13 protein-coding genes and 3 pseudogenes are annotated in these 23,244 nt (G+C 36.6%); 10 read left to right on the plus strand and 6 right to left on the minus strand.

Annotation, left to right across the window (positions count from 1 at the left end):
• Window positions 1-1,682 precede the first annotated feature (1,682 nt).
• Window positions 1,683-2,609 carry a hypothetical protein gene (locus AAFX28_RS23225; protein WP_408690935.1) on the plus strand — a complete coding sequence of 309 codons (927 nt, stop codon included), beginning with the start codon at window positions 1,683-1,685 and terminating at the stop codon, window positions 2,607-2,609.
• A gap of 876 nt (window positions 2,610-3,485) precedes the next feature.
• On the opposite strand, the gene AAFX28_RS23230 is transcribed toward AAFX28_RS23225, so the two are convergent.
• A complete protein-coding gene (locus AAFX28_RS23230; RefSeq protein WP_408690936.1) occupies window positions 3,486-3,632 on the minus strand; it encodes a hypothetical protein in 147 nt (48 codons plus the stop codon).
• Window positions 3,633-3,701: 69 nt separating this feature from the next.
• Complete coding sequence (locus AAFX28_RS23235; RefSeq protein ID WP_408690937.1) at window positions 3,702-3,878, minus strand: hypothetical protein; 177 nt, start codon at window positions 3,876-3,878, stop codon at window positions 3,702-3,704.
• Window positions 3,879-3,896: 18 nt separating this feature from the next.
• Here AAFX28_RS23235 and AAFX28_RS23240 point away from each other — a divergent pair, with 18 nt between their 5' ends.
• A complete protein-coding gene (locus tag AAFX28_RS23240; protein ID WP_408690938.1) occupies window positions 3,897-4,031 on the plus strand; it encodes a DUF3693 domain-containing protein in 135 nt (44 codons plus the stop codon).
• A 6-nt stretch (window positions 4,032-4,037) separates the two neighbouring features.
• Here the strand turns inward: AAFX28_RS23240 and AAFX28_RS23245 are convergent.
• The 3 genes and pseudogenes from AAFX28_RS23245 to AAFX28_RS23255 form a co-directional block, all read right to left on the minus strand.
• Window positions 4,038-4,355, minus strand: a pseudogene (locus AAFX28_RS23245) (type II toxin-antitoxin system RelE/ParE family toxin).
• Window positions 4,343-4,498: pseudogene (locus AAFX28_RS23250) on the minus strand (prevent-host-death family protein); the annotation flags it as partial. The pseudogenes AAFX28_RS23250 and AAFX28_RS23245, both read right to left, overlap by 13 nt.
• Window positions 4,499-4,658: 160 nt before the next feature.
• Window positions 4,659-13,163 carry a M91 family zinc metallopeptidase gene (locus AAFX28_RS23255; protein ID WP_408690939.1) on the minus strand — a complete coding sequence of 2,835 codons (8,505 nt, stop codon included), beginning with the start codon at window positions 13,161-13,163 and terminating at the stop codon, window positions 4,659-4,661.
• A 606-nt stretch (window positions 13,164-13,769) separates the two neighbouring features.
• On the opposite strand from AAFX28_RS23255, the gene AAFX28_RS23260 reads away from it, so the two are divergent.
• Together AAFX28_RS23260 and AAFX28_RS23265 are read left to right on the plus strand one after the other, a co-directional pair.
• Complete coding sequence (locus tag AAFX28_RS23260; protein WP_408690940.1) at window positions 13,770-14,369, plus strand: DUF2913 family protein; 600 nt, start codon at window positions 13,770-13,772, stop codon at window positions 14,367-14,369.
• Between the two features lie 903 nt (window positions 14,370-15,272).
• Window positions 15,273-15,538: pseudogene (locus AAFX28_RS23265) on the plus strand (IS5/IS1182 family transposase); the annotation flags it as partial.
• Window positions 15,539-15,577: 39 nt separating this feature from the next.
• On the opposite strand, the gene AAFX28_RS23270 reads toward AAFX28_RS23265, so the two are convergent.
• The gene (locus AAFX28_RS23270) at window positions 15,578-16,555 is read right to left on the minus strand and encodes a hypothetical protein (RefSeq protein WP_408690941.1); all 978 of its coding nucleotides are present in this window, start codon (window positions 16,553-16,555) and stop codon (window positions 15,578-15,580) included.
• Window positions 16,556-17,913: 1,358 nt separating this feature from the next.
• Here AAFX28_RS23270 and AAFX28_RS23275 point away from each other — a divergent pair.
• The 6 genes from AAFX28_RS23275 to sctV all read left to right on the plus strand — a co-directional run bounded on the left by AAFX28_RS23275 (window position 17,914) and on the right by sctV (window position 23,119).
• The gene (locus tag AAFX28_RS23275) at window positions 17,914-18,516 is read left to right on the plus strand and encodes a transcriptional regulator (protein WP_408690942.1); all 603 of its coding nucleotides are present in this window, start codon (window positions 17,914-17,916) and stop codon (window positions 18,514-18,516) included.
• A gap of 345 nt (window positions 18,517-18,861) precedes the next feature.
• Window positions 18,862-19,935, plus strand: a complete 1,074-nt coding sequence (locus tag AAFX28_RS23280; RefSeq protein WP_408690943.1) for a TyeA family type III secretion system gatekeeper subunit — start codon at window positions 18,862-18,864, stop codon at window positions 19,933-19,935.
• Complete coding sequence (locus tag AAFX28_RS23285) at window positions 19,925-20,323, plus strand: hypothetical protein (RefSeq protein ID WP_408690944.1); 399 nt, start codon at window positions 19,925-19,927, stop codon at window positions 20,321-20,323. The genes AAFX28_RS23280 and AAFX28_RS23285 overlap by 11 nt, the downstream gene beginning before the upstream one ends.
• On the plus strand, window positions 20,316-20,693 hold the full coding sequence (locus tag AAFX28_RS23290; protein WP_408690945.1) for a hypothetical protein: 378 nt from the start codon (window positions 20,316-20,318) through the stop codon (window positions 20,691-20,693). Before AAFX28_RS23285 ends, AAFX28_RS23290 begins: the two co-directional genes overlap by 8 nt.
• Window positions 20,694-21,047 carry a hypothetical protein gene (locus tag AAFX28_RS23295; RefSeq protein WP_408690946.1) on the plus strand — a complete coding sequence of 118 codons (354 nt, stop codon included), beginning with the start codon at window positions 20,694-20,696 and terminating at the stop codon, window positions 21,045-21,047. It begins immediately after the preceding gene.
• An 8-nt stretch (window positions 21,048-21,055) separates the two neighbouring features.
• Window positions 21,056-23,119, plus strand: a complete 2,064-nt coding sequence (gene sctV / locus AAFX28_RS23300; protein WP_408690947.1) for a type III secretion system export apparatus subunit SctV — start codon at window positions 21,056-21,058, stop codon at window positions 23,117-23,119.
• Window positions 23,120-23,244 lie beyond the last annotated feature (125 nt).

A 23,244-nucleotide genomic window follows, 5' to 3' on the forward strand; every position in this document is an offset into this window, starting at 1 on the left:
ATCAGACATCTTACCCATTCCATTCAGGTTTTAAGCTTAGGATGCCTGAATGGTCAAAATTTGCAACGGAGCCCACAAGTCTTTTTTGGTTATAGATTAGCCAAAAAAGACTTGTGCTCTAACCTTACTAGTGAAGGTAATTTAGGATAATAAAATTATAAATAATATTTTTTTACTGTTCATATATCGTTATTATCAATAATATCATTACAACTAGCTGTAAAACATGATTTTTACATAGCGTTAACATAATAAGAGAGGGCAGTTATGACAAATGAATCAGGATATTTAGGTTACTATTAGTAAGACCTTACAAGATGCTTTGATGTTTAACACGGTTCATACACGCGAGCCAAAAATAAAGGTTAGAACTACATCAATATGTTTAATGAATAAGAAACAGTAATAGTAGATTGAATACTCACTTTGTGCATAAGGTATATCATACAAATGAAAGTTAATGTCTAATGGACATATTGGTTTGCCCATATGCAAATCTGTGCAATATATAGATTTAACGACAAAAGTAAATAAGTATTAAAATTCAATTGTTTATTCATTTATATCCTCTTGTTATGGTTGGTTAAAGGAGATACCAAATTCAAACAGCGTTGATGAAAGAGTGGAAAGAGCGGTTGGAGCAGGTATGAACGCCTTAGGAGCATGTTGTTCTGGCGTTATAGATGGCGAAAATAGGAAGTTAGGAAAAAGTTAAACCTATGTATGAAAATCCACTATCATTTTTAAGTAACTCACATAAAAGCTTAGCTTGTTTGGTAAAAGAAGCTCTAAGTTCATTGGGGTACAAAGATTCTTACTTAAATAAATTAGACAGTTTTTCGACTCTAACATTAGAGTATTTCTAATACTAATAGCATTAACCTTTCAGTTGAGGAAGAAAGACTTTGTATTTGGTCGCATTTTAATCAAGAGTTATCGTCGTTAACGCTCAATTCTAAAGAAATATTAGAGTTAATCTCTGAGCCTATAGACGGAATAGAAATGAACCTTCCTGTCTTAGGAGCGTCTGATAATAGAGTTTATATTAAAGCACTAATAAAGATTGATATCTTAGAAGATCGTTATTGTTTCGCAAAAACTATTGATGATTTTTATTCTCTAATCAGAGAAATGTCCCAAATAATTAGATTGAATTATATCAAAGTTATCTTTCATTTCTAAAGCATCAAATCTGAAAACAACTGTTTGTGCTTATATATCTATATGATATGCATAAATTATGCGGTATTAACTATTGTTAAACAATATTAATATATCTGACCTTTAAAACGGTATTCAAAGGCATATAAGACTGAAATTTAAACGATTAAATCCGCTTCTCGTAACGTTAGTCCTATAGTTTTCGATGGTTTCGAGTTGCTTCTGACATATCATTGGTCCACTTTTTATCAGCAATGTTCGTTTGTAGATTTAATTTTTGACGGTCTACGTAAAGTACCAAGTTTTGAAAAGTGGGATTGAGTTCCCGAGGAATATTTTAGTGCGTAGAGGGTTAATTAAATTAATCTCTACTGGAAACTAACTAATTATTATATAAAACAATAGGAATACCAAATGAAATTAATCTTAAGTTTCAAAGTTAATTTATATATTTTTTATCTTTTATTTTATTAAGTAAAGGGAAATGTATAATTTAAGTTATAATAATATAAGGTTGTTATATGCATATTACATCTCGACATGGCTTAATAAGCCTAAATTCTCAAATAGAAAGTATCAGTATAAACGCAAATTCACTTTCCAATGATATTAATTACATTGGTAATAGTAAAAACATTTCTCCTAATAAAAATATGAAACGTAACTATATATACTCTCCATTTAATAATACTGACCTGCTAATTTATGATACATTATCTAAGTTCATTTTCAAAAAGAATGACACTGAAATAATTTTTAAGAATAAAGTTCAATTTGACAATTTTTGTAAACAGATTGAAAGTGAAAAATGGATAATTACAGAGTTTGTAAAGAAAAAATTACCTAATTTAAGTGAAAAGCATGTAGACTCATTGGTAAATAATTTTTGTGAAAAGTATACATATAATAATCCAAAGTATAGTTTTGATGAGATAAATAATCCATCACCTAATATTTATGTAATTGGTCATGGCTCTCCTGGTGTTGATACTATCTCTCCCACACCTACGTCGAATATGAAGAAAGAAATATTTGACTTTGAGCTTGTGACACATTTGCTAAAAGCACAGCTTCCCTTAGATGCAAAGATCAAACTAGATTTTTGTTGGAGTGCTGCAAGTAAATCTTCTTCATCCGCTAAAGCTGATGAGATAAATGAGTTATTTTTTACAAGTAAGTTAGAGCAGGTGGTAGGAGATCCTAAAGAAAGTTTTATGGGTACATTCTTTCAGGAGTTAATCGAAAGAGTTCCATCATTTTCTGGTGTCGTTCAAGGTTATCAAGGAGTAGTTCTCGCTGATGTGAAAGATGGAGTGCTTTGTAAATCCAAAACCCTTGGGACCCACTTTGCCGTTGCTATGCCTTCTTCGGATAATACTAATGAAATATTTATTCGAAAGTCCCATGCCCGTGTTACGTTCTCCAACAAAAATCTATCATCCTTTTAAAGTTAGGTACTTAGGAGATCCCTATAACCTTCCCTGTTTTAGTACTTCGATAATGGAATATAATCCAATGATCGAAGTGTTAAAAACGGGCTGAGCTTATACGGCAGAGTTTAAACAAAAGGTCCTGTCATTCGTTGCTCGCTCATAAACAACGACCTAATAGTGCTCATCACGGTGTTTTCATGAACGTTTTTTGACCAGATTCAATTGCTATTTCTCTTAGTCTTTGCGATTGATGGAGTCCTTTCTCTACCAGAAAAACTAGCCATGGGTGACACTCAAAAGTTAACCAAAAAACTCATGAAAGAATTCGTCGACTGGTTTTTTACCTAGATAGTGATCCAGCGAACGAAAGCAACGAGGATTTCTTTGCATTGAGAGAACAAGGCAAAGTTGGTCTTTTAATATGCGTGCAGTCTATTGGAAGTTTGCGGTAGAGCTTACAAATCGTCCTTTTACTGACCAACCAAGTAGTAAGGTAGAGTGATCGTCCGACATGTCACTAGATGTGCTTACACAAAACGCCAGTCAGAATACGAAAGATTGTATTAACTAATTACGAAAGTGTATCGATATCAGCGCTTCTTGTAATAGGTGTCGCTTTTTATTTTAAATACAGACACTTAACCCTCTTAACGTTGTTTTCGGTTCCATTGGGGCTCAAACCCCTAAAGGTGCCTGGGTTGATGAGCGCTGGGTTTATCGCTCTTAGTTATTCCTGAAGCGTTCTTTGTTACGCTCTGTGTTTAGGATCTTTTTTTACTTCCGCTGTATCTCGAATTCTTCTTCTTGTTGTTGAGTAGACTTTAGTACTAGGCCTAATCGCTTGTTGTCCACAATTTGGGTCTGCTGGACATGTTCAAGCTTATACTCAAATCAAGGGAGTTTGCGCGTCGACTCGTCGTAGCCTGTTGGGTTCGAGTACAAGAAGTCTTGTTCGAACTCATTCCGATTTGAGTCCGACATCGGAATGAAGTCCAATGTCATAAAGTTACCCGGTGATGTTCCCGCAGTGTGCAACATGATTAATCCCCAGCCAAAATGAAGCAATTGGTCGTTTGCAGGAATAGTCGAACAAACGATTTCATGAACCTAGTAGTGTTTTTTCTTTGCAGCGAACTCTATCAAATCCGTAGAAAGCAAAAATGACAGGCGCCAGCTAAACGACCACGCAGTCTGAACAGATCCGCCTTTACCAAAGCGAGAGAAAAATCTATCGCCGAACTTGGTTCTAATCATTAGTACTTTAGAGCTAAGAACGTTACTCATAACAACCACGTTGAACCGTTGATTACAGAAATCAGAAAAGGCCGTTCATTTCTTAAAGAGAATCAAGCGCTATGGGAAAGCATTGCAAAAAAGTTTAACGGGCGTGGTTTGCAAGGAATTTCAACAGTTTGCGGTGATGTTGTAGATTGGTAGCCCTAATTAAGCCATAGCCAAATGCGCATTATGTGCATTATGGTAAATACTTAACGGAAAGTTATGTAAATCTCTCTCAGTGCGCATCGCATATAGAATAATATCTCGTTTAAAGAAGGCACGATACGGATTAGCGACAAGTTCACGATAACTCCTTAGTTCGGGTGGAATGCGGCCCGACTCAGAAAAAGCTTCAGGGCGTTCAACTTTAGAGAATAACATTCATACCAATTGCTGTGCAGCTACAACATTTTCAAGCGCGACGTATTCAACGATATCGTTGAGGTCAGATAACGCTGGCTCAGTCCAGATTATTTCAGCGATTTTGACATTTTGTCCTTGGCTTCATTATGACTTACCACTTTACCGTCAGCTAATACACGTTCACCTAGTGCAATACCCTCAAGAATAGCCAAACGATTTTGCATAAACTCGTAGTCATCAATATCAACTAGATACGCGGATGGTAGAAAACCTTCTTGCCCAAGCTCTTGGTAGTGTCATTTGTTTACCTTTCGCTACTAGTGATAACACTATCACCTCGAACATTGATTAAGCACAACTCAGCAACTAAACGCCAAGCTGTTGACCAACTATTAAACGATGCGCTCATAGAAACTAAATTTCTTAAGGTAATATCTCTACAGGGATTTGGCTCAGTCCATCTCCGTAATACGGTCTATAAATAGGAGCCTCTCCTTTATTTTGAGCAAGCTCTTTCCTGTATATATTTTCCGTAAGGTAGACTCCCCCATTTTGGCGGTATCTATCTACATAGGCCTCCGAACTGAAGTCGTATATCTCACTTCCTTCCATGTATTTACCTCCTATTATCCTGCTTTCTTCATAAAGGGAGCCTCCTCCAGATACCTTAGTATGCCTACCGTCAAATTTTGGGATAATTAGTGGGTACTTAGCATTATAGATATGGAGCAATTCATGAAACAGTGCTACAGATGGACTTCGCTCTTTGAAGGGGAAATCTCTAACTTCCTCAATATTACTACCCAAAATTCTATTCTCAGGGTCAAAAGAGACTACCCGACCAGCAGCAGAGTTTTTTGCATACAACCTTCCATTTTCATCCACACGGTTAACTTCCGCCATTGTCGGCAGCTGTATCCGAATGTTATCTTTAGCTAGATCTTGCAATAAGGTTTTTCCTGAAGACGTTGAATAAATATCCTCTAGTGCACGATGCGTTTCTCTAATCGCCTCCAATGGCCCAACAAGTTTAATGGTTCCTAGTGGTTCTCCAGTAATCGTGGTAACCGGATAATGATGCGTTTCAGACTCAACATCTCCATATCTACATAATTTTGTTGTTGGTAGTTCGTCTAGTGCATTTTTTATCTTTCTTAAGCTGATGTCATCTGACGTTTGCCTAATCAGCAAAGGAAAGTGTTGTCTCATAGATATGATTTCTTCAACAGACATGGTCTGGTTGTTTCGTAAAGGTATATCAATGTTTTTTAACCAGTTTTCTTGTATCTCAGTGAAAGACATTTCATTTACATTATCTCCAATATATTTCTCGATAAAATTACCAACAACTATCGTCAACTTTTCCCTGTTTTTCTGCTTTGTAAGGCCGAGTTTTTCTTTCAAAGCAAGTATTTTTTTCATTGCCTTTTCAGGAGGACCACTTTCAATTGCTCTGTTTACTTTTTCCATACGCGAAGGCCTATGCATTAATTCCAAACAATGCGACAACGGCATTGCTCTTTGAGTACTACCTACTACAGCCCTGTTTACTTCAGGTTCAACTTGGTCCAACTCATCCAAACCACGCCTAATATTGTTCAATTGTTGATTGATGGAATCACTTAATCTAATAGCCTCAGAGGACCTGTGTTTTGGGGGACTGGTTAATGGTATTTCTATAGTGTCTTCCGTTACTTTACCAAAATGGGTTATCGCAATTCTTGAATTGCTTAAATCCTCAATCCCCACTTTTGTGAGGTCACTAACTTTGTCAGCTACTTGGACGGTTTTAGTTCCTATTTTTGCTGCCTTTAATAAATCCCCGACACTTGACGTAACGCCTAACAGATCCACTGGAGCCAAGCAAAGTGGTAGAAAACCCATCATTTGTTCTTCAGGGGTATCTGTTTGAGTCAAGAGATATATACCCTCGGCGACATTCACTCCAAAACTTGCAACATCTACAGCCAATGCCATAGCTGCGATACTCGTAGCTATGGCCGGTGTGGCAGTGCCTCCACTGGCGATGACGGAAGCTATAGTCAGTACTGCTGCGGGAACAGCCAATACTCCACCAGTAATTTCAAGTGCCTTTTCGGCTTTCCATTCAGCATGAGATTTAAACAGTGCATCCGCGTCTTCCGACAATCTCTTTAAGTTTCTGTCGGCCACAGTATCAAATATTATCTTATGACTATTACTAGAAAGGGGGATAAAGTTAAATTCTAGACTTTCCTTCGTATGATGGGTCGGGGTAAGACTAGGGGGAATAATTGAAACACGGTCTTTTCCTCTATAAAGTCTAGTTGTATTTGTCCAAGCGGGGAACACACCGACCCCTTCATGGAGAGGGTACTTTTCTGACACTGTCTCTAGATAGTTCAATGTATCTACTGGGGTTTCTCCTTCTCGCAGGAGCGCAGGTTGTTTATCATATTCACTTATATGTGAAAGAATAAATCTTCGATTAGCGGGGTTTGCAAAAAAATGATAAGCCGCTTCTTTATTATCAAACTCTATCAGTGCACCATTTCCAAGAAGGCTGACCATCACGTAACGTCCAGAGCCAGATTCATTAACTAGAAGCATTCCCTCTAAAGGAACATGTTCTCCAAATTTCCCCATAAGGCCGGGGATAGAAACATTCACATTACTTGGTTCATCAAGCATTTTTTGAATTAATTTCTCCCCACCAAAAGGGTTGAGCTCTCGATTATGCTTTGCTTTTCTAACCAACTGTTCAAATTTCGACCGCAGGTGGGCAGAGTAAGTATCAAAATGCTCTTCTTTAAACTGCTGAATGTTACGCTCAGCTAATCTTTGTATATCTGCATTTTTTTGAACTTCATATAGCTTTTCAAATGACGGGTTCCCCTCTGAGTCTTTATATTTGCTGGGAAGCTCATAGCCACCAGAAACCATAACTTCATGTGAACCAGATATGCCTTCCCAATAACTTGCTCCAGCAGCTTGTCCAAGGTCAGTTTTAATAAAGTGTCCACGGCCATGCTCCCCTACCGATGAGCGAGCAATGTTAAATAGTATATTTTGCCCATTCATCCGATATTTAGAGTTATCGGGTACAACCTCTTCATTATCGCCTGTACTTGTAGAACCCTTAAGTGCACTTTCCAAGCCAGACTTGAAGGCATCATCCATTTGATTTGCCATACTTGCATGAGAAAGAATAAACTCATGATTGTTAGGGCTAGTAAAGAATGCTTCTAGCTCTCCTCTACCATCAAACACTTCTATTTGCCCAGAGGGTGGTAGTAAACTGATTAACGTATATTTTTCACCATCTTTTAGAAGTAACATGTTCTCGAGAGGATAGTCATACATGTGGGGCTTGATAAAGTAAGGAGGAACCCCCCTTGATGTAGTATAACGAGGAGGATTCAAGGCATCCGGTAATACCCTGTCAAGATATTCCTTTCTATCAACACTTTGTGATTCAACTAAAGCGTTTAAGCGCACTTTTAGGTGCCTATAGTAACTGCCTATATCCCAGTTAATATTATCCTGACTAAGCTCTTCTCTATTGACTGAGTGCAAATAATGAGGCCCCATTTTTGAGCCAATAATTCGATAGTAACTTACATCTCCTTTACCAATAACATTTAATCTTTTAACCTGTTCAGCTCGAGTAGATTCTTCATCAGGCATGGTATACAAGTTATTTGCTGGTAAAGGAAGGTAGTTATAAATATATTTTACTTTATCTGGCTCGGAAATCCCTTGCTCATTCCAAAACTGCCTAGTTAATGAATTAAGTTCTATCCCTTTCATCGCATGAATAATTCGGTTCGCCCTTATGACTTCTCGTTCATATTCAATAAGGCCCCCATGGTGTTTAATTTCATCAATCTGCTGTTGTCGGGAGTAAATCTCACCACTAGGTAAAGGTCGATCTTTGAGTGAGTCGAAGTGCGCTTGCTCCATATCACCAATATCCTCATGAAGAGTACTTCTTTCCCCTGTACGGTATTCAAGAATATTTGAAATAAGAACTTCAGAATTAACTAGAGGATGACTTTGAATGTATAATACTTCACTTGGGAGAAGACCTACTCTAAAGGTACTAAAACGTTGATCCGTAGATATTGCCTTAATGACTGAATACATGTGTTTTTTTTCAAGCTCCTCTAAGAAGGCTTGCTCACAGTATTTGTACATAATTTTATCAAAGGGGGATAGGTGAGATGATTGTCTTACTTTTATCTCTTGAATTGCTGCACGATAGCTGCTTTCTTCTGTCAATTGATCATCGTCTATGTTGCAACTCGCTTTAATCATATCCATCAAGTTGACCACGCTTTCGTTTAGGATTTTACCTCGTTCAGATTGCATACGTTTAATGATGTAAATAGCACTATGACCAAATTCAGAGATTTTGAGAGAACGATTTCGACTTAGTCGTTTTGCATTTTTTAATTCATTCCTAAGAAAAGTGTCAAACTCCTCTTGACTTCTAACCAAATAACCCCCCAATAGATACTTTTGATAACTAACAAGTGGTTTGAACAATGAGGGATGATTAGAACTCGGAAGGTTGAATGCATCAAAGAGTGCTATATCTTCATCACTTAAGTCGTATTTGCTAGTCGAAACACCTGTTAGCCTACTCTTAGGAACAGACATTTCTATCAAGGTATCTGCAACAACATTTTTAGCTTTCATAAGATACAGAAGGAAGCTACTTTTTATCTTTTTATTCTTTTGATAAAGAGCTTCCAAACAAGCATGCAGCCTAAGTAAGTATTCTGACTCATCTAAACCATGCTCTCTCAATTTAGACATTTCTACTTCAATAACATCTTTCACTTCTTCTGGGAACCCGTTAAGATTGAGTAATTCGTGATGGATATAATCTTGTAATACTCGAGAGTCACTAAGAGCGAAACGCCCATCCTCTAAACGTGTAATGCTTCGGTATTCAGAACCACTACGAGCTCCTATATAGACCAAATTCCCATTCGTTGAAGGTTTAATTTGGTCATCATATACACGACCAAAATAAATCCATTCTCCATTAGATATTGCTACACGATGTTGAGTACTGTGTTGCCTATCAAAATATATTACTTCACCATCAGGAAGATCGGTTTCTTTAAAATGTTCTTTCCACTTTACTGCCAGTAACCATTTCAGAGCATCTACTCTTAGTTGATCTGTTTTTGGTGAGTGACTAAATGTGGCACTTATAATCTCTTCAAACTCTTCTGAAGAGAGCGCTTCAAGATTTTTTGGTCGTGATGGTGCATAACGATGGGTATGGTGTCCTACAAAGTTACTATCTCCGTAATCTGTTCTAAGTATCACCTCTTCTCCCAATCGTAAATAATATTCATTACGATACTGATTTTCACTCATATATGTGCCATTTTTAACATCGACACAACAAGCAATGAACTCAGGTAAAGAGAAAGAAAGAGTTACGTTATGATGCTCATAATCTGCACCTGACATAAAGTGTTCGAGCACATTTTGGCTTAGAGCTTGCTTCTGCTCTTCCGTTGTTCCTTCTGGCGCCAATACCTCTCCTAATTGTTCTATAGGCCACCAAGAATCTTCATATTTAATCTTCACAGGATGTATAGCATAATAAATATGTAACATTTCATGAAACAAAACGATGGAGGGATCTCGTTTTAACCAAGGTCGCTCAGGAAGATCTGTTTCATCAACACTTGATAATGTATTCCAAGGATCAAAGAAAATCGTACGGCTTTGCGTATTAGTCTCGCTTGCGTAATAATCATGTTCACTTTCTCTACGAAGCCAATTGTGTTTGTTGTTGGAATAGCTAATAGTAACGCCTTTATCATGCAACTCATTTAATAGCATCTCCCCTACTTTTGTACGTTTTAACTTGCCCAATACCTTATGTGTCTCTTTTTGAAATTCTTTATCACCAGGCACATTGATATTAATTTCTTCACGGTTTTCTAAGGTACTCACTTGATTGTGAATATTTTTAAGACCTGAAGTGGTCAATGCTGTCACAGAACGCATTGCAAGCGAACTTACACTTTCCATTTGTAGTTTCTGACTCTTCACTCCATTAACAAGTCGATCAAAGGTTGAGTCCAATGTTTTCTCTTGTGGAGCTATATGACCGTTAAACATGTAACCATAACCTGCAAAAGCCGCTCCCCCTGCCAATTTAATAGGCGTAGGAAGGGGGGACATTATCATATGAAAGCCCAATTGTTTCATGCGCTTCTTAACCATCATATTAATGGCTTTGTAAGGTTGGTCACTCCCTGGCATAGTAAGTGACTTGGTCTTATAAACTTTGTAAGGAATTTTTATTGAAGCTAGAGGTAAACGGTAAAGTGAGCTGAAAATACTAAACGTAAATGCTGTTGGAATATTAAGTGCCAATTCAAAAGCATACCCAGCTAACCCATGCGTAAATCGCCGCTGTCCCCAAGTTACCATAAATTCCACTAAATCCTTTTCATGGTCAGCGTATTGTTCTGGGGTCATAAAAGGGGACAAAGTACCTTCTTGAGCTTTCATTAGGTTGGTTGCTAGACGCGTGGCAATCAAAGTACCTACTGGGTCCCCTGACGATAGCGTTTCCTTATCCAACCCACATTCTTGTATAAGTGATAGAATTCTTCCTGTCGAAGGCAGAACTTGTTCTGGTTCTATCTTTTCCATTAGCGCCATCGCCCATGACTTAGCGAGTCGAGCACCACGAGAAGTATCATCTAAGTCTCGCCCTGTTTCTTGAGCTGAACACTCTGCTAACTTCGCTTTCATTAATCCAGCTTTTTGTACTGCTCTTTCAGTCAATTCCTTAACTTTCGAAAAGTCTTGAGAGGAAGATGCCTTTTCAACCGCTTGTTTCAGCAATTCGATAACATCAAATAAAGCCTGAGAAAGTACCTCAAGAAGGGGCGGACTTCCTTCCATTAACAGTACATGGCATCGGTCTGTCAGTTCATTACGCATAGTCGTTGTCAAATCTAAAGCAAATGCCAACTCTTGAGTTAACTTATTGAACTCTTTATAGAAAGACTGTTTCAGAGCTGCACGTACATCAATATCGCTTATCTCATTATTCTCAAACTTATTAATAGCTTTTGTGACCTGTTCGATATTTTTTTCAATAAGATCGTCAAGTGTTTTTTGTTTCGACCATGCTTTCATTATCGGTGATTCAAGGTTACGTTTATTAAGAAGTATTTCTTTCAAAGTAGTTGGAGGGAGAGGCTGAAAGTCGTCCTTAAACGTTTCTGGCAAAGTACTTTTCATATCTGATAATGCTTTAGAACTAGCCAATAACGGTAGAGCAGCTTGTTGCAGATTGGCTACAGATTGTTGCATCTGCCACAGCGCACTTCTAACAATCGAATCACTGATCCGTTGATTTTCATTCCTTATTTGGATTTTTTCATCTATCACACGATAGCTTACATAACTTTTACTCTTCAGTTTATTACCTACGGCAATTAAGTTGCTGTTAGCTTGTTCAACTTTGTGCTCTACCTTCTGTTCAAAGTTGGAAAGTGCCTGCTTTATTCTAGCTATCGACATTAGCGATTGAGCTTTGTCTTTAACATTAGGTAAGTTCAACTCAAGTGTTCTGACCTGTGTACTTAACCTTTCCGATATCTTTAACTCTTCTGGTTCAATAATTTTTAACGCTTCTTTAAGTAGTACTTCTGTCACTGTCAAATAAACACTTACGTCTTTTTCTAAAGTTCTTTTGCGTAAAGGGAAAGGAAAGTATCCTAACTTTTCGTTGAGTTTGCTCAACTCACGCCGGACATCATGACAAGTCGAACGTTGGTGTGTTAATCGTTGCTCTAATACTGATGTGGATCTTTCATTACAAATTTGTAGCCAAAGATCTTTCCTTTCATCTTGTTCTGTTTTTAGTTTAATTGCATCAAGCTCAGACGTTAATGTTTGCTCAGATAAAACAGCAGAGTAAGCCTGCTCCGCTTGTTGATATACTTTTTGATGATCAAGAACGAGTTGTTCCTTACTGACGTCTGCAATATCTTCGTTTACCTTATTTCGCAATTGTATGCATTGTTGTGAGGTGAGGGGGATTGAATGTTCAGTATAATAATCATGGGCGAGTTCCCGAATTAACTCCCGTTCAATGTTGATATCAAACTGCGTAGCATCGCCATTAGTTACAATGTCACTCAAGCTAAGTGCGACTAGGTTCATTGTTTTTAGCCCCGCCTCTAGACGGCGAACTAACGATTGAGCTATTTTTCGACTACCATAGTGCTCTTGTTCGAATACTCCTCCCTTTTCTACTTTTGACTTACTTTTTACATGCTCTTTAAGCCAAGATATCACTTGATCTTGAGAAAAACATTCCAATTGGCTGCGAAGCTTTCCTGCAATAATTCGAACATCATCGCATAACTTTGGCTCTATACTTCCTTTGCATTGCTCTATATCATTTTCTAGTCGTTGAATGCTCAGCTCAAGTTCATCGCATAAAGAAAAATCAACTTGAGGTAAAAATCGATTATAACCCTGCGCTCGAAACTCTTGCGCTTGAGAAAGATACGCTTGTTGTAAATGGTAAAAGATTGCACTGAGCGCTGATATATCATCTTCTTGATTAGATACTATTGGTACCTCTTGCTCAACTTGATTTAAAACAACATCTTTTTGCTTTTTATGAAAATGATTATTTGGCTGCAAACCCAATTTTACATATAGTTCTTCATATCTATTTAATTTATCTTGGCTATTTAAAGAACTCTTATTACTGTCCTCGATATAGTCAACAGATTTTTGTATATCCTCAAAGGGTTCGTTGTTAATTTGTTCATCTTTTGCCCTTTTTTTTGAAACTCTTATATCAATCTTGTCGCAAACTTCTTTTTGCGATAGTTGTTTTGTTTGTTCACGGTTTAAGACGTTGGCTGTATTTCGAGTTAACTTCACAATAATATCATTCCACTTATATCGTTTGTAATATTTCTTTAAGTAACTAAGAAGAGTGATAACTGAGTTTGGTTACAATAACATTAAAAGTAATCAAGCATTTATTTACCTCATATTCAAATAAAAACACAATTTAAACTTCTATACACACTCCTCTAGACTCTTCTTATAATAAAACATAACAAACACCTTCCTAAAAAATATATAAAAAAAACATAAATATCACCATCGCATTAACAAATGCACGTGCAAAACCTTAACACGGTAGGTTTAACTACTGGCCTTGTAATGGATTAAAAAAGTTCTACTCGGTCATTTATCATCGATTCTTAGGAATATGTAAGTCATATGTTCCTGAAGCCGACAACTTATTGGTAGGTTCGGAATTCGAATGACTATAAATATATTCAACATAGGACGAGCTTATCTCCTATACTTAAGAATATTGTCAATACTCATACAACATCAATACGATATGAGAGAAGGAGAAAATCGATATAGGTAATTAAAGGGGACACTAACGTGTATTTTTCAGATATTTCTGTATAGAAAAACATGTGAAAACTTTATATAGATAGAAGGTACACATACTTCTAGTGAGGCCTAATGTCGGATATTAAAGACTTACACCATCACCGAAACCTTCACGTGCTGGTTTCGAACGCCCTACTTCACCTGCTCTTAAAGGTTTCGATGAGTAATCGTTTTGTACCAATACCTAAACGTAATGAAATACTCACTAGGTATTTAAAACAGAAACTGAGAGACAAAACCTTTTCGAACCTTAAAAAAGACATTCGTTTAATGTTGAACATTGCTAAATCTAAACAAGGCAACTTGGAGCAAAGACTGTATGAACTAAATGGACTGCCGAACACCCAAAAGCCAACTGACTTGAGTAAACTGATTGAATTACTTATCTATCTGAAGGACGAAGTGGGTATCGACTCTAAAGTTTATAATGAGGGCCAAAAAACGTTACCGGATGTCCTCTACATGCGAGAATCACACATCGACCATTGCTTCGATGAACTTGAAATGCAAATAACACCCGTTTCGATGCTCATCCACTCTACAGCCCCTACAGAGCTCATCAAAATGATAAATGAATTCAATAGTCTAACCTGTGAACTGAAACAGTGGGATAGAGAAACCAATCATGTTCATTTACTTTTTCATCCATTAGGCGTGCGAAATGCAGCCTGAAAACGTCTTGTAGCAAATGACACTACTTCTTCGTGAGAGATAACAAAGTGCTCCAAGACTCAGGTTGTTCTTTAGCGACAAGCGAAGTTTAACAGTAAGCTTTGACTCGCCGAGTGATGTCAATACTGATTGGAAAAATCAATGACGCACGAATTCAAGTGGGGGCACTTCACACCAAAAGTCATTTTATAATGCATTCATCGGTATGGCTCGACATCAACGATGTCAACTTGGAAGTGATTGCTATTCCAGTGTATAGTTCGTTGTTTATAGCATTTGTGAAATCACATCGTAAAAAGTAAAGCGTTATCAAATAACTAATGCAGATTTACCTTAGAGCAACTGGATGAGTGAAGAGCTTTAGCACGGGAGTGCTTTGCCCTTATGAATTGTTTGTTTGATGTAGAGATAGTTTTCAAGAATAAATCGGCACATAATGGCCACTCACCTCTGGTTCTTTTTACAACGACCCTCTTAAAATAAAACTATCGAGTATTCGTCTCACTGAGTTTGGAAGAGTAATTAACGTCGAATACTTCAAGTCAACTCCACCCCCGAGAGAAAACTCCCGTTAAAGTTACTTTACGAACAATTAATAATGTATTAGTTCTTGATGCTTTCAAGTTTTCTTCATATGCAAAATCAATAGCATTTTGATGTAGCCTGTTTAACTTACGTAAAGATTAGCATTGACTTCAATTTGAGAATAAAAGGCTTGTTGTAAAACAATAATGAGAAGCACACTTCGACCAATTCACGTTCCATTCTAATTGAAAATCATCTCAATATTGTATGAACGATTTGTACAGGTGGAGCGATCCTATGCTAAAGCCTTTTACTCATCTGTTCTCAAACCAAACATCCAACTAACCCTTACTCAACATTTGTAATGATTGATAGCGTAAATGTTACACAGGCCAGTGGTTACACGATGGGTTGGTCACTTTGAACAATATCCTCATGTTCAATTACAAATAAAAGAAGCTGTAAGCTTAAAACAATCTGATGATTTTAGACTTGTAGAGCTAACCCATAGTTGGTTAAACCATTATCGTAGTTGCTCGTTCGTTGGGAAGAGGAAAATAGAAGACTACGAGGCCATATTGCATTTTGCTTGTGGCCTCATAGTTTGGAGTAAGTCCTTTTTAGGAAAGATTCTAAGTGAATAGATAGATTGTTAGTTCAAGTAATATTCTACACCATAGTTATCATACAAAAAACCTTCGAGGTTGAGGTTGAGGCATAGATAACGAGTTTCCATATTCGGGGTTGTTTATTTGTTCCTGTAGGTGCGTCAAAAGTCCTTGACTTATCCCATCAATTTTAATCATTGACTCTAGAATCTTCTTCTTATGTTGTGCAGGCATATCATATGTAGGGGAAGTATGGATTTTATTACGTTCGTGGGTTTCTTTTTCTGTCCCATACGAAAAAAGCTCATCTTCAGCATTTTTCTTATTTGCTATACGATACTTATCTGTATTTAAGGTAGCTGAGCGTCCGTAAATTACATGATCTTGTTCTTGATCTGCAACTCCTCTTGTGTCTTTAAAAGTGAAACCAATGAAGTCTTCTCTTGACTCGTCATATTTAGCAAATTTTTCAATCATTTGTGTATGAGAGGTTTTGGTAGTATCACCAGTAGCTCGACTAGATACATGAACAATTGGTTCCAATTTATCATGAGTATTTTTCTTATACGGTACAATGTCATATGCGGATGAACTTTTAGTTGGTGCAAGTGGGTAAAGGAATATAGTCCCAGTGTGAATTTGCACTAGCCCTGAAAAAGCATTGCCTGATCTTGAGTTTTTCAGGTAATTGCAAGCCTCTCTACTAAGTGTGAACTTTTCAGGTTCAACAAAACTCTGTGTCATTTCGCCGATGACGCCAGTGCGAACCTCATCACTCAATCGTCCGTTAACCATTCCAGTTGTAGGACGAGGATCTATATATGTTTTAATTATATCATTAGATAAAGTAGTACCTCTAAACTTCTCGAGATTACTTTGTCCCTCATTCAGGTCAGAAAAGGAATTTGTTCTCTTAATTAACGCTTCTGGCATGTTTTTGTTGGTATTACCGATACGAGTAATAGACTCTGAAAACTGTGAAGGAGTAGCATTCGCATTGTCAGCATAAGTCCTTCTGTGTAATACAGGAGATATCATTAAGTTATATGGCATATAAGACAATCCTATTTAATAAACAAAATTAAAAGATACGAAATTATATTATAAAGTCAATGGTGGTTTTTAATCGTAAAGAATAGCTAGTGGATTTCGTTATACATATCCCATTTTGTAAATATATTCTAATTATTTTAGAAAATAATTAGATGGTATATTAGATATACTTGCTTAAATTTAATCGGGCTTTCGCTTTCAATAGCAGGCTCCCTAATAATAAACATGGCAATATCTAGTTATCAGTGTAAATTACGCGACTATTTAATCGAGCCAACGTTGAGTATGATATTTTTTAATACTGATTTCAGTAGTGACACCTACTCTAGCACTTGTAGTTGTAAAGCACTTTCAGGTCGCCAAGGAACTTATCAAAGATATACGAAATAATTCCAGTGGCGATGTTAAAGTTTGTGCCATGTCGAAACAATAAAATGATAAAACTACCATATATTTTTCATGCTACATACCTAGATAAGTATATAAGCCATTAACTGGATTTAGATAGCAAAACATCAATAAAAACACATTAGATTCAACTAAGAAAACACATATGTACAACATAAACCGTCCCAAACTCGGAGAGATGATCAATGACCAACGAATTTAAACGGAATCACTTCGCTCTAAGAATCATCTTATGATGCATTTAGGGGTGACTCCACACCGGTGAGATACACCAACTTTAGGTGGTATACTATAAGAACGTGGAGTTTCCGTGAATCGTTCAGCCACAAACCTGAAACACTCGTATTGTTCTTCTTGCTCCACGATAGCGCTACTCAAGAAAGAGAGTCGGTTACGACAAGATATTGAATAAAGGTCAGCAACATTTACGGATGAGACAAAGGTTTTAGCACGGGAGCAATCCGCGCCTTTATGAATTGTTTTAAATATATTAAGTTTCAAAAAGAAATAAAAATTAATATAGTTAAACTTCTCTCGCTATTATTATTCCAACAACCTGTTTTTTGATCGCATTGTGAAAGAATCACTCAGAATTTTCTAATTAATAATCTTACAAACTTAAGAAATAGCGCACAGGCTATGCTCTATAATTTTTCTTAATATTAGATTTTTGACTCTAATATTGTTATCAAAAAACGTCTTAAAGACAAAATCAAAGTGCGCTCAAAGCATTAACTTACATAGATCTTTTCTTATCACCAAATTAATATTTTTTCTTTTTTATAAAAATATTAGTATTTTTTTAGGGGGACGTTATAATATTAAATGCTATAACACGCATTAAACGCGAACTACATGCATTTGTGGATTTCAAGAAAGAATACTTATAGAACTTTTAAGTTAAATGCAAAATCAAAGGATAGTACTTACAAACAAAATGGAGAAAGACTATGACTTCATCCTTTCAAGTTAGACATTTCATTCTAAATAAAGAGTCATGCTCAATAACGAATAAAAAAAACAACCAAAATAGAAGAATAGGAACTCATGATTTTCTAGTTTTGTTAGAGTTGTGTAAGAATGCAGGGAGTATCGTTACTAAAGAGCAACTCCTTGATAAAGCGTGGCAGGGCAAGGTTGTTGCTGATAGCTCAATTACACAATCAATCAGTAATATTCGAACATTGATTGATGATAATGGTAAAGAACAAAAATGGTTAAAAACAATCTCGAAGATTGGCTACATACTTGAAAGTGAAATAGTAAAAACACCTGACGATGCTAGCAAACAAAGCTCAATTGACAAGAACTCAGATTTTTCTATGTTGACAATAGTTATGATGATTTTTTCTCTAACTATTGTCCCTGTATTATCTATAAAGCTATATCATGACTCCAATGTAAGAACGAAAGAAATAATGCTAACATTAAACAATGAAGAATCAAAATGTACTGATATCACAGATACGTTTAATTTACTTAAACAACAACAAAACACAATCGACTCAGTTCAAAAAGATACGATTTCATCAACCATTTTCCCTAAAAAATGAATTAAAATTCGATATATAGCATTTAAGGCCATTAATTATCCAATTTCATTATTGCACAACTTACGATCCTATATGAACCATACAACTATGCTAGACATGGAAGATTCTGTGGACAATATCTATTTCTCAAAATAGTTTGGGTATGAACACTAATTCAAATGCGTCATCCTACACATAAATGTGTAAGAAAAATCTCATTAATTAATAATTTACCATATTCATAAAGATCTCCCCCATCCTTGGTAAGGAGAATTTTATCTAAGATAACATTAACACCTAGGGATTTATTAAGTGTAAACCCTATGTTAAGAGAGCAATTTATACTTATTAGTAAGGTTTTTAATAATGACAGGAATTTTAAACAACATAACTTCAAGTTCTAGCGTACTAAATACGAACCGAACTTCACATTCCTCAATGAATGTAGAACTATCGACACAGAGTATTTTGGCTAATGCTATGGAGGAATTAGGAAGCATGGTATCTGAACGCCGGCAACGTACAAAAAGCGACAAAAATTCGTCAGTAATATCGGATAATCAGTGTGTTGATTGGCTGTACAAAGTACAAAAATATTTAGTGCAAGTGCCTGACCTTGAAAATCAAAATAAATTGCTCTCTTTTGTCTCTGCTAATCTTGGGAGAGCGAACACTGAATATGAGTTTATTGAAAGCTTAAAAGGCTTTAGTGCTGACCCAGGATTGCAATACCTTGCTGGAAAAGTACTTGCGGAATCGAGTGACTTGACGGATAAGCAACAATTTGAGCAGGCCTTAAAGGCTTTTCGAGCACAAAACCATAAAGCCATCTCTATCGTACTGAACACAAGTTCTGTTTTCGCAAATCACCTTCCAGTAGAAAACCTTGCCCAAGCAAGGTTCGATTATCGCGTAATTTCAGATTATCAGAGCCATAGCAAGGTATGGAGAGAATTACAAAACATGGTAGAGCGATATGGTTCAGTTGACGATGCTATAAATGTACATCAAAAAGCACTTTCAGCAGATTACAATGCTCTAGAACCCAGTTGTGAGAAATCCATTCTTGGTTTAGTAATGCATAACCTTTCTCAATTAAAACAATTAACTACTGTTTACGATATGGTAAAAGACACCGCTTTATTACTACAACACCAGTTTTTCATCTCAATTGATAAAAATTTAATGATGGAAAAGCTTTTAACTTTTCCCGATAACCAAGTCGTTACCAAAAATCAACTGTCAAGTATTATGAATCGTTTAAAAATTTCGTCACCAGACGCGCAAGTTATCGCAATTCAAGAGTTGAGGAAAATTGCCATTGCTTTACCAGATGCGCTTTACCCAACTAATGATCACCGGCTTAGAGTGATATCTAGCCTTCAAGATGGTATCGATAGCGCAATTCAAAAGGAAGAGGAATGGTTGAATGAGCAATAATGACATAGAAGCACTTATAGGTTTTTTGGAATTACTTGATGCCCAATCTTCCTTAGAACATTCGCATATTCTTAACCAAGAATGCAACTGTATCAGAGTCTCACTCGCTAATGAAAACAATCACTTTCTCATAGCAACAGGAATAGAGTTGTTTTGGAATAGCACTTGGCTTTCTCTAGATCTGTATGTTGAAAATTTTAATTTGAAGTCGAACACTCACCAAAGCTTATTGGGTCCTTCTCCATACCACACTCAATGTGCTATAGACAAAAAAGGTTGCTTACATTTAATTTCAAAGTTAAAGCGTCACGAGGTCAGAAAAGAAGAGTTATATCAGAGATATATTTTCATGACAGATAGATTAAGGATGGTAATTGAAAATGAATAAGGTAACCAAATCATCCTCTTCGACTCTTGTTGGTAATAATGTCTCACCAGAGTTCATTCCTGTAACAAAAGTAAAAAAAATTAATAATGATCGTTTTGAGCAATCCATTGTTTCACCCACAGATAGTCTTTTTTTTATAAATAATAACAACTTAAATCACTCACCTTTACCACTAGAAGTTGGTGCATGGTATCGAACGCAACTGGGGTTAGAGGAAAAAGATGTTCAAGAGTCAGAGCTTGAATATTTAGGTAAATGGTTAAACGGACTTGATGATGAAAACAGTAAACAAGTGACTCAAGAAATTCAGCATCTATGGATGCTAAAACGAGAGTTAAGGTTAATGATTGATTCTGTAATAGGAGTATAGGTGTCTAGGGATAAAGAAATGCCGTCAGACCACTCTAACCTAGAGGTTACGTTAATGCGTGAAATACTTGCAGTATTACTAGAGCAAAAACAATGGAAAAAAAGTCGTGTTATTGCGGATTGGTTAGTGTTAAGAGGCGATGTAGCAGCGTCGATTGTGAAAGTTGAAGTTATGCTAAGAATGCACGATAACTTGGCAGCATTAGAGTCATTGGTAATATTGCCTATTTCTGTACGAAAGGTGGTGCGAGTGCGTCAACTTGAAGCAAGAATCATTCATGAATTCGGGTATCAAGAATTAGCAAAACAAGTTTATCTTTCTAGTTTAAACCCTCACTATTTCAATGGACTATGACAGAGAGTATGGGAATAAAAGGCTTATTACAACGTGTAGTGCAAAGACATGATTTAGTGCTAGCGGTTCTGCTTATTGCAGTTGTTTTTATGATGATACTGCCACTACCGACTTGGCTAGTTGACGTGTTGATTGCTACCAACCTAACATTTGCGGTCGTTTTATTAATGATGGCAATATATATACATACCCCATTGGAGTTCACAGCATTCCCCTCGTTATTATTGCTAACAACTTTATTTCGCTTATCACTTTCTATTACAACAACAAGATTAATTCTGCTTCAAGGAGACGCTGGAAAAATAGTTTACACTTTCGGTGAATTCGTTGTTGGAGGGAATCTCGTTGTTGGGGCAGTTATTTTTCTGATAATTACTATTGTTCAGTTTTTGGTTATTACTAAAGGTTCAGAAAGGGTAGCAGAAGTTTCAGCACGCTTTAGTCTAGACGCAATGCCAGGAAAACAAATGAGCATTGATGGTGATATGAGAGCTGGGACCATTGATGTAAAAGAAGCTCAGGCTCGGAGAGAGCAAGTTGAGAAAGAGTCTCAACTTTATGGGGCAATGGATGGGGCAATGAAGTTTGTCAAAGGAGATGCGATAGCAGGCTTAATCATCATTGTGGTAAATTTGATCGGTGGTATTACGATCGGTATGACACAACACAACCTTTCTGCAGGAGATGCAGTCTCTTTGTATGCACTGCTTACTATTGGGGATGGGTTAATTTCACAAATTCCTGCGTTGTTGATTGCTATTACATCGGGAATGATTGTGACACGTGTATCGACCAAAGAGAGTGCGGATTTAGGTAAAGATATTCAAATACAGGTAAAGCAACAACCTAACGCGCTCATGGTAGCTGGAATTATATTATTACTTTTTGCTACCTTGCCAGGCTTCCCTACATTTGTTTTTCTTGGCCTTTCTTTAACCCTTTTTGGGATAGCATATCATCTAACAGTGAAAAATAAGGAATCTAAAGCAAGCAACAATGTTTCTCTAAGCTCAGGAAATGAAAGCGATGGGTCATACAATACGAACCAAAACGGCTTTGCTCCAACACAACCCTTGTCATTGTCAATTACGGAAGTGGCTGAAAAAGGAATAACCGTCGACTGCCTAATACAGCTTTTGACTGAACTTCGTCAAAAACTCACATCTGACTTAGGTGTCCCTTATCCTACTATCCATTTGTACAGTAAAGCAGTAGCGGATGAAACTACGCTACCTTACCAACTTCTTGTACACGAAGTTCCTGTGGTAACAGGAAGTCTATTAAAAAATGGGGTGCTTGTGCGAGGGGATGAACAACAACTTAATATATTAGAATTATCATTTGAAACTTCTTCTTTTAGAAACTCAAACTTATTTTGGGTCAAGGATACAGATATAAAGGAAATGGAAAGTTTGGGTATTGAAGTTGTTAACCCACTTGATGCTTTAATGAACGATATAGAAAAACACTTGCTCCAGTATGCTTCAAATTTTATCGGCGTACAGGAGACTAGATCTCTACTTGACCACATTGAACCAGAATTCGAAGAACTGGTTAGAGAAGTGCAAAGACAGTTACCGCTATTTAAACTAACCGAAATTTTACAAAGGCTTGTAGCAGAGCAAATTCCGATCCGAAATTTAAGAGGAATACTCGAAGCAGTGATTGAGTGGGCACAAAAAGAAAAATCGACTGTCCAACTTACTGAGTATGTACGAATGACATTAAGCCATTTTATAAGCCATAAATACAGCAACGAGAATAATACTATAATAGCGTTTATGTTGACACCAGAGGCAGAGGAAGTTATTCGCTCCTCTATACGTCAAACTTCTTCTGGCAATTACTTAGCAATGGACCCAAGTCAGTCAGAGTCTTTTTTAAACAACCTTATAGAAACTATTGGTGACCTTGATAATAGACCGCATTTACCAGTTATAATTACTGCAATGGATATCAGACGTTATGTAAAAAAACTGATAGAACCTAAGATGCCAGAATTGTCTGTACTTTCTTTTCAAGAATTGAGTGATCATGTAAACGTTCACCCGTTAGATCAAATTGATATTTAGGTGGTGAGATAAATATCTGAGATTTTGCTCGTGAAGCTACGAATTAAATTAAGGTCGAAACTTCGAAAAATATCGATCTATAAAAATAATGAAAATACTTGATTAAGCTAACCGACAGCTATGTT

The sequence above is a fragment of the Vibrio sp. TBV020 genome (assembly GCF_046056895.1).
Taxonomy (GTDB): Bacteria; Pseudomonadota; Gammaproteobacteria; order Enterobacterales; family Vibrionaceae; genus Vibrio.

What these genes read in the sequence shown, in the direction of transcription:
- AAFX28_RS23280 (WP_408690943.1), top strand. Translation starts at nt 18,862, where the DNA reads ATGACAGGAATTTTAAACAACATAACTTCAAGTTCTAGCGTACTAAAT.
- sctV (WP_408690947.1), top strand. Translation starts at nt 21,056, where the DNA reads ATGGGAATAAAAGGCTTATTACAACGTGTAGTGCAAAGACATGATTTA.
- AAFX28_RS23235 (WP_408690937.1), bottom strand. Translation starts at nt 3,878, where the DNA reads ATGAGTAACGTTCTTAGCTCTAAAGTACTAATGATTAGAACCAAGTTC.
- AAFX28_RS23270 (WP_408690941.1), bottom strand. Translation starts at nt 16,555, where the DNA reads ATGCCATATAACTTAATGATATCTCCTGTATTACACAGAAGGACTTAT.
- AAFX28_RS23275 (WP_408690942.1), top strand. Translation starts at nt 17,914, where the DNA reads ATGACTTCATCCTTTCAAGTTAGACATTTCATTCTAAATAAAGAGTCA.
- AAFX28_RS23225 (WP_408690935.1), top strand. Translation starts at nt 1,683, where the DNA reads ATGCATATTACATCTCGACATGGCTTAATAAGCCTAAATTCTCAAATA.
- AAFX28_RS23290 (WP_408690945.1), top strand. Translation starts at nt 20,316, where the DNA reads ATGAATAAGGTAACCAAATCATCCTCTTCGACTCTTGTTGGTAATAAT.
- AAFX28_RS23285 (WP_408690944.1), top strand. Translation starts at nt 19,925, where the DNA reads ATGAGCAATAATGACATAGAAGCACTTATAGGTTTTTTGGAATTACTT.
- AAFX28_RS23230 (WP_408690936.1), bottom strand. Translation starts at nt 3,632, where the DNA reads ATGTTGCACACTGCGGGAACATCACCGGGTAACTTTATGACATTGGAC.
- AAFX28_RS23260 (WP_408690940.1), top strand. Translation starts at nt 13,770, where the DNA reads ATGTCGGATATTAAAGACTTACACCATCACCGAAACCTTCACGTGCTG.